At 44.8% G+C, this 15,786-nt stretch carries 15 protein-coding genes; 10 read left to right on the forward strand and 5 right to left on the reverse strand.

Going from position 1 to position 15,786, the window contains the following annotated elements; genetic code table 11:
* The first annotated feature begins 24 nt into the window (after positions 1-24).
* Positions 25-1,431, forward strand: coding sequence for a tetratricopeptide repeat protein (locus tag QUB33_RS07480; RefSeq protein WP_333349062.1), 1,407 nt, complete (start codon positions 25-27; stop codon positions 1,429-1,431).
* Positions 1,432-1,625: 194 nt separating this feature from the next.
* Here QUB33_RS07480 and QUB33_RS07485 read toward each other — a convergent pair whose 3' ends face one another.
* Positions 1,626-2,528, reverse strand: a complete 903-nt coding sequence (locus tag QUB33_RS07485; protein ID WP_333349063.1) for an undecaprenyl-diphosphate phosphatase — start codon at positions 2,526-2,528, stop codon at positions 1,626-1,628.
* Between the two features lie 321 nt (positions 2,529-2,849).
* Here QUB33_RS07485 and QUB33_RS07490 point away from each other — a divergent pair, with 321 nt between their 5' ends.
* The 4 genes from QUB33_RS07490 to QUB33_RS07505 all read left to right on the forward strand — a co-directional run bounded on the left by QUB33_RS07490 (position 2,850) and on the right by QUB33_RS07505 (position 5,988).
* Positions 2,850-3,461 (forward strand): thylakoid membrane photosystem I accumulation factor, encoded by a 612-nt coding sequence (locus QUB33_RS07490; protein WP_333349065.1) that lies wholly within the window; start codon positions 2,850-2,852, stop codon positions 3,459-3,461.
* 106 nt (positions 3,462-3,567) lie between these two features.
* Positions 3,568-4,497 (forward strand): trypsin-like serine protease, encoded by a 930-nt coding sequence (locus QUB33_RS07495; RefSeq protein WP_333349067.1) that lies wholly within the window; start codon positions 3,568-3,570, stop codon positions 4,495-4,497.
* A gap of 78 nt (positions 4,498-4,575) precedes the next feature.
* Positions 4,576-4,902 (forward strand): hypothetical protein, encoded by a 327-nt coding sequence (locus tag QUB33_RS07500; RefSeq protein WP_333349069.1) that lies wholly within the window; start codon positions 4,576-4,578, stop codon positions 4,900-4,902.
* Between the two features lie 24 nt (positions 4,903-4,926).
* Complete coding sequence (locus tag QUB33_RS07505) at positions 4,927-5,988, forward strand: mannose-1-phosphate guanylyltransferase (protein WP_333220138.1); 1,062 nt, start codon at positions 4,927-4,929, stop codon at positions 5,986-5,988.
* A gap of 173 nt (positions 5,989-6,161) precedes the next feature.
* On the opposite strand, the gene QUB33_RS07510 is transcribed toward QUB33_RS07505, so the two are convergent.
* Positions 6,162-7,040 carry a DNA (cytosine-5-)-methyltransferase gene (locus tag QUB33_RS07510; protein WP_190661434.1) on the reverse strand — a complete coding sequence of 293 codons (879 nt, stop codon included), beginning with the start codon at positions 7,038-7,040 and terminating at the stop codon, positions 6,162-6,164.
* Positions 7,041-7,165: 125 nt separating this feature from the next.
* On the opposite strand from QUB33_RS07510, the gene QUB33_RS07515 reads away from it, so the two are divergent.
* Genes QUB33_RS07515 through QUB33_RS07525 form a run of 3 tightly spaced genes read left to right on the forward strand, consistent with a single transcriptional unit; the run spans position 7,166 to position 8,400 of the window.
* Positions 7,166-7,411, forward strand: a complete 246-nt coding sequence (locus tag QUB33_RS07515) for a helix-turn-helix transcriptional regulator (protein ID WP_333349072.1) — start codon at positions 7,166-7,168, stop codon at positions 7,409-7,411.
* A complete protein-coding gene (locus QUB33_RS07520) occupies positions 7,404-8,105 on the forward strand; it encodes an HNH endonuclease signature motif containing protein (protein ID WP_333349074.1) in 702 nt (233 codons plus the stop codon). Before QUB33_RS07515 ends, QUB33_RS07520 begins: the two co-directional genes overlap by 8 nt.
* The gene (locus QUB33_RS07525) at positions 8,077-8,400 is read left to right on the forward strand and encodes a hypothetical protein (RefSeq protein ID WP_333349076.1); all 324 of its coding nucleotides are present in this window, start codon (positions 8,077-8,079) and stop codon (positions 8,398-8,400) included. The genes QUB33_RS07520 and QUB33_RS07525 overlap by 29 nt, the downstream gene beginning before the upstream one ends.
* Positions 8,401-8,745: 345 nt before the next feature.
* On the opposite strand, the gene QUB33_RS07530 is transcribed toward QUB33_RS07525, so the two are convergent.
* From QUB33_RS07530 to QUB33_RS07540, 3 genes are all read right to left on the reverse strand, one after another.
* Positions 8,746-9,372 carry a hypothetical protein gene (locus tag QUB33_RS07530; RefSeq protein ID WP_333349078.1) on the reverse strand — a complete coding sequence of 209 codons (627 nt, stop codon included), beginning with the start codon at positions 9,370-9,372 and terminating at the stop codon, positions 8,746-8,748.
* A 114-nt stretch (positions 9,373-9,486) separates the two neighbouring features.
* Complete coding sequence (locus QUB33_RS07535; RefSeq protein WP_333349080.1) at positions 9,487-10,218, reverse strand: cadmium resistance transporter; 732 nt, start codon at positions 10,216-10,218, stop codon at positions 9,487-9,489.
* A 143-nt stretch (positions 10,219-10,361) separates the two neighbouring features.
* Positions 10,362-11,066, reverse strand: coding sequence for a DUF1003 domain-containing protein (locus tag QUB33_RS07540; protein ID WP_333349082.1), 705 nt, complete (start codon positions 11,064-11,066; stop codon positions 10,362-10,364).
* Positions 11,067-11,505: 439 nt separating this feature from the next.
* On the opposite strand from QUB33_RS07540, the gene QUB33_RS07545 reads away from it, so the two are divergent.
* Together QUB33_RS07545 and QUB33_RS07550 are read left to right on the forward strand one after the other, a co-directional pair.
* Positions 11,506-12,627 (forward strand): IS630 family transposase, encoded by a 1,122-nt coding sequence (locus tag QUB33_RS07545; protein WP_333349084.1) that lies wholly within the window; start codon positions 11,506-11,508, stop codon positions 12,625-12,627.
* Between the two features lie 1,343 nt (positions 12,628-13,970).
* Positions 13,971-15,623, forward strand: a complete 1,653-nt coding sequence (locus tag QUB33_RS07550; RefSeq protein WP_333349127.1) for an AarF/ABC1/UbiB kinase family protein — start codon at positions 13,971-13,973, stop codon at positions 15,621-15,623.
* Positions 15,624-15,786 lie beyond the last annotated feature (163 nt).

Here is a 15,786-nt window from a genome sequence, read left to right on the forward strand (position 1 = left end):
TTTTTTTATTGACAGGTAAAATCTATGAAATTCTCTCACAAAATTTCCATTGCGTTGATTGGTGCAGTTGCAATAAGTGCGATCGCACAACCAACCCCTGTTTTCGCTATCTCTGCTGAGGTTCCGAGTGCCTCTGTGGCTGCTGCGCCCAAAGCTGAGGATTTATTTATTCAGGGTGAGGAAAAGTATGAAAAAGGAGATTATCAAGGCGCTATAGCCGCTTACACTCAAGCAATTGCGCTTAATCCTAATTATGCAGAAGCCTACAACGGCAGGGGAAATGCCCGCTATACTTTAGGAGACAATAAGGGTGCTGTAGCCGATTTCAACGAAGCTTTGCGAATTAATCCTAACTATGTAGAAGCCTACACCAGCCGGGGGAATGCCCGGGATGACTCAGGAGACAGGCAGGGCGCTATAGCCGATTACAACGCAGCTTTACGAATTAATCCCAACGATGCCTCAGCCTACTACAACCGGGGAGTTACCCGCTCTCGTTTGGGAGACAACGAGGGTGCACTCGCCGATTACACCGAAGCTTTGCGAATTAATCCTAACTATGCCTCTGCATACAACAACCGGGGAATACAGCGCTCTAAATTAGGAGACAACAAAGGTGCTGTAGCGGATTTTAACGAAGCTTTACGAATTAATCCTAACTTATTCCAAGCCTACGGCAACCGGGGACTTGCCCGCTCTGATTTAGGAGACAACCAGGGTGCTGTAGCAGATTTCAACGAAGTTTTACGAATTAATCCTAACGATGCTTTTGCTTACTATCAGCGGGGGAGTATCCGTTCTGTTTCAGGAGACAACCAGGGTGCTGTAGCCGATTTTAACGAAGCTTTACGAATTAATCCTAACTTATTCCAAGCCTACGGCAACCGGGGGCTTGCCCGCTCTGAGTTAGGAGACAAGGAAGGTGCGATCCTCGATTTCAACGAAGTTTTACGAATTAATCCTAACGATGCTCTTGCTTACTACCACCGGGGGATTATCCGTTATGTTTCAGGAGACAATCAGGGTGCTGTAGCCGATTTTAACGAAGTTGTGCGAATCAATCCTAACTCTGCCGAAGCATACACTAGCCGGGGGAATGCCCGCGATGACTCAGGAGACAGGCAGGGTGCTATAGCCGATTACGATCGAGCTTTGCAAATTAATCCTAACTTTGCCAGTGCCTACTTAAACCGGGGCGTTACCCGCTTTCGTTTAGGAGACACGCAAAGTGCTGTAGCCGATTACAATGCAGCTTTGCGAATCGATCCTAACTTAGCCGGCGCCTACTTGAGCCGGGGAATTGCCCGCGCTGAAGGGGGAGACAAGCCCGGGGCGATGCAAGACTTTCAGAAAGCAGCAGACTTATTTCAGCAGCAAGGTGATAAAGATAACTATCAAAAAGCCCTTAACAATTTGAGGAAACTTCAATAAACTGCAAAAACTCCCCAAAGGTCGATCGCACTATTAATCGCTAAACAATAGAATACCCCGAGCCCCGACTTTTTTAAGAAGTCGGGGATCTAATTAAAGATTATCGGAATCAGACAATTTAATTTTTTTTTCGTTATTATATATACCGAGTTCAGAGCGACATAAGTCGCTCCTACTGCTATCGGATTTATCTTTTAAATATTTTTCACGGCCCCACCTGCGATCGCCGTTAAAATAGCCACGCCAAAAGCCAGCCGATACCACACAAACACCCACGTGTTTTGAGTTTGCAGGAACTTGAGCAGCCACGCGATCGACAAATAAGAAAACACAAAAGCCGAAATCGTGCCCACTATCAAAGCTGCAACTCCAGCATCGCTGATTCCTTCTCCCAAAGCACCCTTCAATTCGACTAATCCAGCCACAGTAATTGCCGGAATTCCCAATAAAAAAGAAAACCGCGCGGCGGCGGATCTTTCCAATCCCATGAACAATCCTGCTGTCAGAGTGGAACCCGATCGCGAACACCCCGGAATCAAGGCTATTGCTTGAGCTAATCCCATAAAAATGCCGTCTGAGACAGTTAACTTTTCATAAGTGCGATTGCGCTTGCCAGTTTTTTCTGCTATTCCTAACAGCAGCGACATGACGATCGAAGCAATGGCGATACTGGCCAAACTCCTGAGTGGCGAGTTGTCAAAATCGGGAATCAATGCCTTGATTAGCAGCCCAAAAAAGACTATAGGTATTGTTCCCAAAATAATTCCCAGCGCCATTTGAAACTCATGCGATTTGTAGTCGCGCCGCACCACTGCATCTACAGCACCCAAAGTTATAGTTGTCAAGTCTTTCCAGAAATACCAAAGCACTGCCACAATACTGCCCAACTGAATTACAGCAGTATAAGCAACCCCCGGATCGCCCCATCCTAGGGCGATCGGCACTACCTTTAAATGAGCGGTACTGCTGATGGGCAAAAACTCTGTTAATCCCTGTACAATCCCTAAAATAATCGCCTGCACCAGATTGATTTGAGCAGGCCCGGAAACATCAGCAGCGGGCGTTTGGGCGAGGATTGTGTCAAGCAAAGCTATCATTAGTTATTAGTTCCCAGTTGTCAGTTTCTAGTTATGAGTGGAATTTAACATCTTGCACCCTTCTCAGAAGCTAGAAGCCCAGCCCGCAACAAATAAATTTCATTGTGGCGCAGACACTTCCAGCCCGCCCCTGAAAAACCGATGGCAAATAGTGTTTTTGGATAGGTAGAATCACCGTGTCGATCGCTACAACAAGCAAATTATCATAGTCTATCCGAAACTACGTTAACCTACTCAGGAACATTTGCATACAGTTGCTGATAAACTTAGGAAAGTTTTTGCATCTGATTTCGCTTTCCTTACAGCCACTGCCAACAACCTATGATATTTCCTGAGAACAAAAATTCAATTGTTACTCCTGCTTCTGGCCTGGGCTTGCTGAAGCGAATCTTGTCAGCGAGTCTTTTAACAGTCGCGATCGCACTTAGCTTGATACTGCTAAGCGGTACGGCGCCAGCTTTGGCAACTCTCACAGACGATCGCTTCGACGGTACAATATTTTCCCTCTACGCCGGCAACGGTTCCCTAGTTCCTCCTAAAATCAAGCTTGCAGATTCTTTCAAACGCCATAAACCCGTACTGTTAGTGTTTTACACTGACGACAGCAGCGACTCCAAGCAATATGCGATCGTCGTTTCTCAACTCCAGGAATTTTACGGCCGGGCAGCCGATTTTATGCCGATAACAGTTGACTCTTTGCCTCCCAAACCGTCACCGGAACTCACCGAACCGAGCCATTATTACGAAGGTTTTGTACCTCAAACTCTCATCCTCGACCAATCGGGAAAAGTAGTTTTTAATGAGAAAGGACAAATACCATTTGAACAGGTAGATGATGCTTTTCGGAAAGTATTTGATTTGCTGCCCCGGGAAAAATCAATCCCGCTCAAACGCCGCGTGGTGAACGAACTTAATGTTGAATTATCGAAGTAAAATGTTGCAATAAGTAAGCTAATTTCAACAAACGAAATACTCGCGAGACCCGACTTAGTGAAAAAGTCAGGTCTCGATTAGCTCTCCAACGAATTCACTATCAAAAATGAAGTCAGGAATCAAAATATTATTAATCGCGGTTGTGACGGTATTTTTAGTTTTAGAAACTGCCGGAGTGGGGCGATCCATAATTAGCGCTTTTTCTGACAGCAGTTCCCGCAAACCTTTAGCTTTAAATCAATATACAGGCGTAGCCTATCTCGATTCCGCTTCCTGTACTGGTTCGCTGCTAACGGGAGGGTTGTACGTTCTCACGGCGGCCCACTGTCTGAATGAAGGGGGAGTTAAGGTTCCTGCTGAAACGACAATTAAAGCAATTTTTAAATTGCCTAGCGGTGAAGTTAGCATCCCCGTTAGCAAATATTATATCCATCCGGGCTGGACTGGTTACGAATCGGAAGTTGGCAACGATATTGCTATTTTGAAGCTGAAAAAAGCCGCGCCGCCAAGTATCGAACAGTACGAGATAAATAGAAATAAAAATGAAGTTGGGAAAGTATTGACAAAAGTTGGATACGGATATATCGGTTTAGGTGCAAAGGGACAAGATGAAGATTCTAATGCTGAGGCGAAAAGATATAGCGGACAGAATCGCTATGATGCTTTAATTGATGTTTTGAAAGATGCGACAGAATCAGATATGTCAGAATTGGTTTTGGGAAGTCAATTAATCTTTGATTTTGACGCGGGAACTAGCAAACACGATGCTTTGGGGAGGCATTTTCCGAGGTTGCGCGATCGGGGTTTGGGGAAAAATGAGATAGCTACCGCTAGCGGAGATTCGGGCGGGCCTTCGTTTGTTGACGGGAAGATTGCGGGGATTAGTTCTTGGGGTTATAGCGATCGGGGATTTTTCAAAACAAACATCAGCGATATTGATAAAGTTGACGATAATGGCAGTTTTGGGGAAATTTCCGGCGACACGCGGGTATCATTTTATGCAAGTTGGATCGATCGAGTGACAAAAAATCCCTGATAGGGTTTTGGGTTAATTGCGGCTGAGTTTTGAAGATCTTAAGAGGAATAGGCATCAAAATCAAAGAAGGTGGGTTTTTTGCCGTTTGTACGAGTTCGGAAGTATGCTAGCAAAAAAACCCGGTTTCTGAGTGCGATCGTCGATCTTCCCATCCCGCTTCTGTTTCAAGCCCTAGATAGGAATTTAGGCATTTTCCGGCAAGTCAGGGCGATCGCTTCTTCAGGTCTGAAACCTGTCCGGAAATGGCCATCAAACCCTTACAGAAACTGGATTACAGCCGACAAAATTAACCCCTCGATTTTTACACCCACCAACAGACGCACTTTTCCCAAAAATATACCTCCCCCCCAAAACCCGCAGACAGCCACAATTCTCTCCATAATTATAAGCTGTCGAGCAAAATAGATCAGAACCCTTAAACTTCAAACCATGACCAAAACCTTAATTCCCGTAATACTCGCCGGCGGTAAAGGCGAACGCTTCTGGCCTCTCAGCCGCAAGCAGCGTCCCAAGCAGTTTTTGAGTCTCGACGGTAGCGGCAAGAGTTTGCTGCAAGCTACAGCAGAAAGACTATTAACATTAGGTAACGGCTGGGACGATTTGTGGGTGGTAACGTCGGAAATGTTGGCTGCGGGAGTCCGGGAACAGTTGCCGCTTTTACCTCCTGAGAATTTGCTGGCGGAACCCGAAGGCCGGGATACTGCGCCGGCGGTGGCCTGGACTGCTATAGAAACTGCCAAGCGTTACGGTGAGGATGCGGTGGTGGGTTTTTTCCCGGCGGATCACTGGATTGGGGAACCCGAGGAGTTTGTCAAGACTTTGGAGGCGGCAGCGGAGTTGGCGAAAAATCAGGATGCGATCGCCACTTTGGGAGTAAAACCGAGTTATGCTTCCACCGGCTACGGCTACATCGAACAAGGCGAGGAAATTGGCAGTTTTGGGGGTTTTCCGGCCTATCGGGTGGCCAGGTTTACCGAAAAGCCCGATCGCACAACTGCTGAAGAATTTGTAGCCAGCGGCAAGTTTAGTTGGAACGGCGGCATTTTTGTATTTCGAGTCGGAACTGTCTTGACAGAATTGCGAAATCATGTACCGGAAATGATGGCAGCTTTAGAGGCCAAAGGTGCCGCTGCTTACTCCGAATTGCCGAAGATTAGCATCGATTACGCGCTGATGGAGAAGACGCAAAAAGCCTGTGTTCTGCCCGTAGGCTTTAGCTGGGACGATTTGGGAGATTGGAATGCGATCGGTCGTTTGCTGCAAGGAGACAAACCGAATGTGGAATTAGCAAAACACGTCGGGATTGACACCAAAGGCGGCATTTTCTATGCAGCCGATGAGAACGAGGTTATTGTCACCATTGGTTTAGAAGATGTGGTAGTTGTCAGAGATGGCAACGTAACTTTGATTGTGAAAAAGGACAGGACGCAGGAGATTAAACAGGTAATTAAGGTGTTGGGAGAAGATGACAAGTTGAAAGATTTGTTGTGATGTAAGTACGACCAAATACCGCTGACCCAAGTCCTGAAAACTTCGTTTGTAGTAAGGACTTTAGTCCTTTATTACCCAAAGCCCAAGCAAAGACTAAAGCTTTTACTACGAACTTCTTTATTCTCTGTATTTTCTTCCTCTACGTTCTCGGCGATGAAAGCGGTTTGTTATAATTACGAATCAATCTCTAAGATTTTTCGTCCAATCCATTCGGCAATTCCTGGCACAACGGCATTACCAAGGAGTCTCCCTCGGCGACCGTCCATCCTGGAGGAAATCCCATCAGCTTTTCCCATTCTGTCCAAGTCAAGTTTCTCGCCACAGAGTATTGGTCTGTCTGAATGGCCTCCTTGATGTCCTCCAGTTTGGGCGCGTAACGTGGGGCAGACGCTTTTTGCCAAGGTATACCCGAAGCCGCCGCGACGTTGTACCACAAGCGGAGTGTCTCCGATAATGCCTTCACAAACACTCGATCGAGTTTCCTTCCTCCTCGATTTTCGCGCCGCAGAATCCCCAGACAATTCGCCGCTGTCAGTAAAGATTCTACAGGCACGTTGCGATCTAAAACTGGCAATAAAGAACACTCTGTCTCGGTCGTGAGGTAAGCCCGTATGTCGAGCGTTACACGATAGCCATCCCCCCAAATACCCGTGCGCTTCCAGCGTGTCGATAACGACCTCAAGAGCGGTTCCTTGCTCTGCCGAGAGCAGCCCCGGCACATTTTCCAAGACCAACCACGCTGGCTGAATTTCTGCAACAAGTTCCATAAATTTGTAGAAAAGTCCGCTTCTTTCTCCTGAAAGTCCTTTTCTTTCTGTGTTGGCATTGCTAAGGTCTTGGCAGGGCCATCCTGCACACCATAAATCAGCGGCAGGGATAGTTGAGTGTGTGAGGGTTCTGATGTCTTCATAAATCGGTACTTGAGGCCAGTGACGTTTTAATATTTGTTGGCAGTATTTATCTATTTCGCATTGAAATACGACATTCATTCCCGCTTTTTCAAAGCCTAGATCGAAACCGCCAATACCTGAAAAAAATGACGCAACTCGCATTTTAATGATAGTTCTTTATTTACACAGATTGTAGACTTAATCAGTTTGGTAGACGAAAATCGTCTACCAAACTGCTACACCACAAGATATCATCCTCAATCGTAGTTTAAAAACATCTTTATCAGATGGGCGAAGCTAATATTAGCGGCTCGCGAATCAAGCAGGCTCGTGAAAAACTCGGATGGGGGCAGAGCGATCTAGCCGCAGCCATTGATGTAGACTTTCACATTAAGCTGGATCAGTCTGACATTTCAGAGATAGAGCGTCAGAAGCGTGGTGTTAAAGATTTTGAGCTAGATGCGATCGCGCGTCTGCTGCAAGTAACTCCAGAGTGGCTTTTACGCGGAGATGAGGCAAACTCCCATGACTGAGATGGGGGCGAACCGCGAACAGTGGATCACAGAGGCTTGCGCTGGCTTTGCAAGCACCAAGCCAGCCAATATAAATTATTACAGATTAATTTTAGAGACGCTTTGGCCTCCCGGTCACAGCATTCCAGGGCCAGTAGTTCCCCTATCACATTTACGTCAAGTTATTAACAATTTTAGAGGAGAACCTTACGCAGATACTCCTAGACGCATACGAGAGCTGCAAGGGGAAGAAGGATTTTTGGGAATAGTTAGATTTGGTAGTGGCAGCAAAACAAGATATCAGCTACTCAGCATAGAAATTAGTCCAAAACGCGAACAGAGAATCAAACTCAGTGAGGCTTTTTGGCAGAAAATTTTGCTTAAATATCAAGATCGCTGTGCAGTGTGTGGCAGACAAGCGCCTCTTGTCAGATTAGATCGAGATCATAAAATTCCGCGCTTGAGAGGAGGAGGAAATGAAGAGGATAATTGGCAACCGCTATGTGCAGAATGCAATAACTTTAAAAGCACGGCCTGTCGAGGATGCCAACTTGAGTGTACACATTGCCCCTGGGCATTTCCTGAAACTTTTGCCCCAATTAAAATCTCGGCTTCTGACATCCAAAGAATTAAGGCACTTGCTATTCAACAAGGAATGAGTTCAGAAGCTTTGTTAAGGCAAATAATTGAAAGCTACTTTAACAGCAAAACTTAACTACCATCCCCTCCCACACCCCAAAATTCAATCGCACCCTTTCGCCCATGTTATTCCCCAAGACACTGGTCAGCCCGGTAAACAGCGCTATCCTAGTAGTTATATAGCCCTTAAACCCGATCGACCCGGAAGCCCCTTGTTTAGCCTAGTTCAAAACACTTCTGGCAAAGGAGAAATTCTAGAGGTCGTCTTCCGCAACGGTTGGGGCGACATGAAACGCGTGGTTGTCGCAGAAAAAACGCGAGCACGGGCGAGAACCCAACGCCATCACCCTTTTTCGGCACACTATATGTAGTGTGCCTGCGTAAGTCCTGAGTATACAGAATCCCCCTTCGCCGACTTTTGGCAATCCGAGTTGCACACTATGACGATTCCAGCCAAACATCGTTTCGGCTTGACGGGCTCACCCTCCCAAGTCGTCTGGGGCGACTTTCGCCATGAAGTCTCGTTGGCGACTTCCCGTTAAATTTTGGGCTGCATCGAGGAATGTCGCGAATCATTGCATCACTCAGCATCTTCTGGCTTTTTTGCGATCTAAAAAGGAGAGACAATCGCCAATGGTGGCATTGCCTCTCCTCTATTCTGCCTGGGACTTTATTTTTTCCCAAGTCCCCAACAATTAACCGTTCCTCAAGAAGGATTAATCAATCAGTTCCGGCGTAGGAACTTGTGCATTAATCTGGGCCTGGGAAAACGAGGGCAAAGTCCAAGTTGTCTCACCCGCTTTAAAAACTTTAGCAGGGGCAACATTCAATTGAATACCACCCGTTGCTGCATTTGTTGTAGCAATTAGCTGCGTACCATCTACAACCTTAATAGCAACCGGTTCAGCCAAAGAAACTGGCTGAGCCGTCGGGCCTAAAGTAGCTTGAGTCTCTGCTGGCACGTAAATACCATCGCAATCCCAATCATCATCTGTAACCTCACCCGCTGCCAGGAAATAAAGTTGCGTGGGCGATTTTTTCGGCTTATTCGCATAAACTGCCAGCGTTTGCCCGGTTTGATTACGGCACTGAGCCCGCTTTTTAGCAGTTTCGATCACGTATTTCTGCATTTGCAATTCGGACAACCGCTGTTGGTACTGTTCAGGCGTATAACCCGCAGTCGAAGGATCGCTCTGAGCTGACAAAAGTTGATTCAATTCCTGTGTCACTTCCGCATAGTCAGCCCCCTTTGTGAAATCTTTGCCGGCCAATGAAGGCTGAGCTACAGCTAAGTTTACGAAAAGCACTAAAGCCACCAGAATTACTTTGAAAAACTTGCTCATTTTTGTTATCCTTTGTGTAAGAAATCAGAGTTTGTTCTTAGAAAACCCCTCCACTTTGCTGAAGTTATAAATTATTTATTTTTCAACTTCAGCAAAGTGGAGGAAACTTGAACCCTAGTTTACCTCAATTTTTTCGACTTGAGGTGCAGTCTCTAACGATAGATAACTGTCTTTAAGCAATGTCAGCAGCCACAAGCAACTGATAGCTACAGTAACTACCGTTAAACCGCGATCTTCTAGAGTATGGCTATCGAGCAGGATCAGCGTACCCAGACCCATTAGAACGAAGGGAACAAGGGAATTACCGTAGCGGACAAGTAGGGTCGCGATCGCGCTCATGCGAGTTAGTTGATACGCCACATAACACCAGACACCCACTAGCAAGAAAAAGACGCTCAGAATCACTAGCAGGCTATCCCAAGTGCAGTTGGCAAACAATGGGACATAAATCCCCACATTATCGCCTCCATTAGCAAATGTAACCGCAGCTACAGTATAAGTTTGTGGGGATAAAAGACTAGCAAAAATAGTGGATGGAGGCGAATCTGTAGCAGTATTTTCATCAGCCTCTGTATCTCGATTTAGCAGGCGGCTGACTCCAATGGCAATTGGTACTAACCCCAACATCCCCACCCAAGGGCGAGGCACCATCATACAGCCAAAGAAGCTAGGAAGACTAAGCAGCACCAGTGCTGCGAACCCAAGATATTGTCCTGTAACAATGTGTTGCCGTCGAAAAACAGCATTGACTTGGGAGAAAAACAGCAGCAAGATGACAATATCATCTAAATTTGTGGCGGTGAAAGCTGTAACACCTGTGGAAATAGCGGTAATGAAGGGGTTCATATATAACTGCCTAGATTGTGATGGTAGGATTGCTGGAATAGTGCCGGAGATTAATTGATTTTAAGGTGTTTTTTTGGTTAAAAATGTTAATTAACTGATTGGCTAGAGTGACGCTCTCATTCACTGAGTAGTAACGTCGCTTCTCACAGCTTGAAATAGCTTAACGCGGATACCGAATGTGTTGAGGGCTTTTGAGTTGGAAGTGAAATTGGCATCACTTCTGCATATTTTGATGAGTAAAAGTTCGATTTAAATACTTGGGGAAGTAGTATGGGAACCTCAGCCGTCTGCTTCCGATCAGAAACAGACGGTTTAGCAGCTTCATTAACTTCGGTAATTGCTTTAACGGGGGCTGGCATCACCATCTCTTTGATGGGACTGACAGACTGCTGTTGCTGATTGAGCTTTTCCATTAAGTCAGGAATGTGGTGGCTTAATCGATCGAGCTTTTCGTGCAGTAGTACCACATCGTGAGCAGCTTTGAGATTAACTCGATGATTGTAGAGATTTTGTTCGCGCTCGGCATCCGACTGGCGGTTTTGACTCATTAACACAATCGGTGCAGTGTAAGCAGAGGCAAAGGAGAATACTAAGTTGAGGAGAATGAACGGCTGCTGATCCCAGTGAGGAATGCCCGGTGTCAGGTTCGCGCCCACCCACCCGGCGAGGACTACTGTCTGTCCAATCAAAAAGGGCCACGAACCCACTTTCGCTGCTAGGGTATCTGCTAACTGCTGCCCGCGAGTTAAGGCTTTTTCCTCTGGTTTTTGAGGGGTAAGCTGTAAAGGCCTTTGATGGCTGGCGGTTTTCATGTTGGCGTTAACGCTGTTGGAAAGAGTGGATTTCATGGCAAACCTCACGGGTGAATGTCTAGTTGAAGCTGACTGGTTAATGTTCGCTGGCGTTTTTCTTTGATGCCTTTACTTTAGTCAAACTCCACTCATAAGAGCAAATGTTCTTTTTTATCAAATCAATCACTTCAATTTATAGACTTGTTGGGAAATACTAAAGCCAAAGTCAAGATGGGTATTGTATCCAGAGGCTGCCAAGCTAGAAGTTTAGAACCCATCCCAGCAGATGACCGTGATACTCAGTGGCAGACAATTCTCGTTTGCCTTACTCGGTCAACTCGTCTGCAAATATGACGTGGAAGAAACTCAAACCAATTGTACATTTGCTAGAAACGACCTATGAAAAGGGGATTAAGGCTCCATCTCAGGAACTAAGCTGATACGCAGCTAGATTGTATAATATAAATATAAGATAAGCGATCATTAGTTATAATGTATGCCAGCCAAAAACCATCTATCTCAAAATCAAAAACAGAGACTCGTTAAACTACTAAAAGAGTCTGAGGATAATTACGTGAGGGAAAAGGTTCTAATTTTATTGCTAATAAATGACGGAAAGACCTATCGAGAAATTAGTGAATTTATGGAAATTGCTTACACAACAGTAGCTGATTGGTCAGTTCATGGCGACCCCGATAATTTGGAGAGTTTTTTAGATAAAAGAAGCCCAGGAAATTTTCGCAAAGTCACTCCAGAGTATGAAAAAATATTGATAAATACAATTGATAAAGCTCCGGCAGAATATGGATATGAATTTGGGAGATGGACGGCAGCCAGACTAGCAACATATTTAGAAAAAGTCACAGGAATTAAATTGAGTGGTTCCCAGATATCCAGGATACTACATAAAAAAAAATACGTTTATATTTGGGCTAAATATAGTTTAGAAGACAAACAAAATCCCATTGAAAGAGAAGTATTTAAACAGAAGCTATCTGAGTATTTAAGAATAACAAAAGAAACCCCAGAACTTTTACAGGTATGGTTTTGGGATGAAAGTGGATTCAGTTTACGAGTGATAAGAAGAAAAAGTTGGGGTAAAAAAGGCAGTCGAAAACAAATCACAGGTCAAAGGAAAAGAGGCAGAGTAAATATCATGGGTGGGTTGAGATATCATGACAAAAAAAGGTTAAATTTTGTGATAAAAAGAGGAGACTCGAATACCTTTTACGAGCAAATTAATGCCTTAAATGATTCGCTAGTTCAAGAATGGAGAGAACTGGGTAATCAAGCTGAAAAATTTGCCGAATCTGGAATGAAGATTGTAATTATTTTAGACAATGCTAGTTTTCATAAAAAGAAAGATATTCTGAGCCAAATATCAGCCGAAATGCCTCATATTATTTTAGAATTTTTGCCACCTTACAGCCCCGATTATAATTTGATTGAATTGGTCTGGCATTCAGCGAAAGAATATATAGCACATCGACTGTTTAAGTCAGTAGAAGAATTGTCAGAATTACTACACAGATTATTAAATGAAGGAGAAATGGTTATCAAATGGGATCGAAAAATCAAAAATAAAGGCAATGCTATTTTATCCGGTTTAGCTGCGTAGCAGCTTAGAACAGTACCTCCGGTTCTGGCATCGCTCCGAAATCCTGCCTAAATGGGATATCACAATTGTTCCCACTTGATGGGGATTTTATTTAATCGCCCGTCCCTTTCTGGTAAAAATACTTTAGGCTGTGTCTCAATAAACTTATTCCACTCTGCGGAATCGACATGGGGCAACATCTTTTCAATATATTTTATAACTAAGGGATGCCAAATATTTTTTCCTTTCTGTATACAATTCGGTGCCACTTCGATTTCTTCTAACTCTAAGTAGCAAAGGATTTCACCTAACTAAGCTAAAAACAAAGAAGAAAGATATTGATCGGCAAGCTGTATCTGATTATCAAATGCTGTAATACCAATTTAATCTGAAGTTATACAGATCTTGATCCCCCTCGCATCCCCCTTAAGAAGGGGGACGAAAGAGCGGAATCTTGTCCCCCCCTTATTAAGGGGGGCTAGGGGGGATCTGATTCTATGCAGCCTCATAAAAAATTGGTATAAGAGTGTAATCTTTATAAATCGCTTGAGCTGGGTTCAACCCCGAAACAGCCTGGATTCAAACGCTCTGCGGTTATCATAATTTTTCCTTGTAAAGGTATTTTGTGCAGATTTGAGATTCGCACGGAAATCAGCATAAAAACTCAGGTTTATTTTATCCTCAATTCGCTTCAAGCGTTGTTCAATTTCTTCTAACCGCTGTAGTACGACAATAAATGCTGTACATGAGACAGTTAAAGTGAGGATACTGGCAACTGAACCACACTGAGATATAGCAATCCTTGCAGGAGTAGTAAATTTTTTACCCCACCCCAACCCTCCCCAAACTCGCTCGCTAGGGAGTAAGAAATTCACAAATGATGCGAGGATGGCTATAGTAGGGTTGATACTGGAGAAAGATTAGAGTTTACTTTACGCAACATAGCAACTATTTCATGCGGCTGCTTCTGTGCATCCCGAATCACACCGCAAACTCGTAGATACTTCCCACTATTCTAAACCTTGATTACTCGACTCAGAAATTGTAAATGTTACATCAACTGCACTCATCGTTTTGACTTTTTCTACATTTGAATATTTACTTTACTTACATAATTAAATTTATTGACGTATAATTTTTTAATTATAAAAATGTTATGTATGCTTTAAATGTATATTACTATGAGGAGTAATGCCAAAGCCAAAAACCGATCGCCCCCACACCCCAAAATTCGTGAAGCGAAGCTATCCCGTAGGGAATCGCACGCTTTCGCCCAAGTTATTCCCCAAGACACTGGTCAGCCCGGTCAACAGCGCTATCCTAGTAGTTATATAGCCCTTAAACCCGATCGACCCGGAGGCCCCTTGTTTAGCCTAGTTCAAAACACTTCTCGCAAAGGAGAAATTCTAGAGGTCGTCTTCCGCAACGGTTGGGACTACATGAAAAGCCTCCTAACCGGCCGCAAAACCGACGCACCCAGTCTCCCAACTCCAGCAGTTCTCCGCAACATCCTCGTCGAATTAGGCCCAGTTTTTGTCAAATTGGGACAATTGCTGAGCACCCGTCCCGACCTTTTACCGGCCAGCTACATCGAAATCCTCTCCACGCTACAAGCGGAAGTGCCGCCCGTACCGTGGTCGCAAGTAGAAGTTATCGTCCGCAAGGAACTCACACAATCTCTCGAAGATACCTTCGCCAAATTTAACACCGAAGCCGTCGCCGCAGGTTCGATCGCCCAAACCCACAAAGCTACTTTAAAAGACGGTCGCGAAGTCGCCCTCAAAGTTCAGCGCCCCGGTATTGATATTGTCATCGAACAAGATATCGCCGTGCTCCGAGGTTTGGCCGAACTTGTCATGCTCACAGACTTCGGTCAACAATACGATATTGTCGCCTTAGCTGAAGAATTTGCGATCGCCCTGCGTGCAGAACTAGACTTCATTCAAGAAGCCAGCTACACAGACGAACTGCGCCGCAATTTATCTAAAAGTAAATGGTTTGACCCCACACAAGTTGTCCTACCAGAAATTAACTGGGAGTTGACTACAAAAAAACTCTTAGTAATGGAGTGGCTGAACGGAGTCCCAATTTTGTTAGGCGATTTGCAAGGAATTCGCCAAAAAGGAGATGTAAATGCCGAACGCGAAGAAATTACAACCCTGCTTTGCCGCGTTTTCTTCCAGCAGTTGTATATCGACGGATTCTTTCACGCAGACCCGCATCCCGGCAATTTATTTTATCTCAAAGATGGCCGCATAGCCCTGCTAGACTGCGGCATGGTCGGCAGATTAGACCCGCGCACTCAGCAGAATTTGACAGAAATGTTGCTGGCAATTGTCGATTTAGACGCTCAGCGCTGCGCTCAATTAACTTTGGAAATGGCTGAATTTGCTCAGCCGACAAGTTTAGTTAATCTAGAGAACGATTTGGCTCGAATGCTCCGCAAGTATTACAATATAAGCTTGTCGCAAATGAACTTGTCGGAAATTTTTTATGAGGTGCTGGAAATCACCCGCAAAAATAAAATTCGACTGCCCAGCAATCTCGGTTTGTATGCAAAAACTCTAGCTAATTTGGAAGGACTGGCGCGCTCTTTTAATCCCAGATTTAATATTGTAGAGCAGGTCAAGCCCCTGATGACCGATATGTTTCGGCGTCAGTTATTAGGAGACGATCCGATCCAAGCTCTGCTGAGAACTGCCCTGGATCTCAAAAGCTTATCTTTGCAATCTCCGCGACAGGTGGAAGTGCTTTTAGACCGAGTTACTTCGGAAACTTTGAAGTGGAACTTGACCCTAAAAGAACTCGACCCACTGCGCCGCACTCTGGGGGATTCTGCGAACCGACTTTCTTTTAGTATTGTCGTGGGTTCGCTGATTGTGGGGGCGGCAATTATTTCTTCTAACGCACAAACTCCTCAGCTATCTTTTCTGAGCACGGGTTTGTTTGGGGCGGCGAGTTTTTTGGGTTTGTGGTTAGTTATTAGCATTCTCAGGTCAGGGCGTTTGCGGAGTTGATTGAAAAGGGGAAATTGGGAAAATTAGCAGATATAACAATCGTTTCGGGAAACGTGAAACAGGCTTTTTTTTGTGAACCAACCGCGAAAATGCTATTGAAGCCAATGTTGAAAAGAGAAGAGAAAGATATTACAATTGATGCGAGGATTTCTATAGCAATCCT

This window comes from Microcoleus sp. B3-A4 (genome assembly GCF_036705385.1).
GTDB lineage: Bacteria > Cyanobacteriota > Cyanobacteriia > Cyanobacteriales > Microcoleaceae > Microcoleus.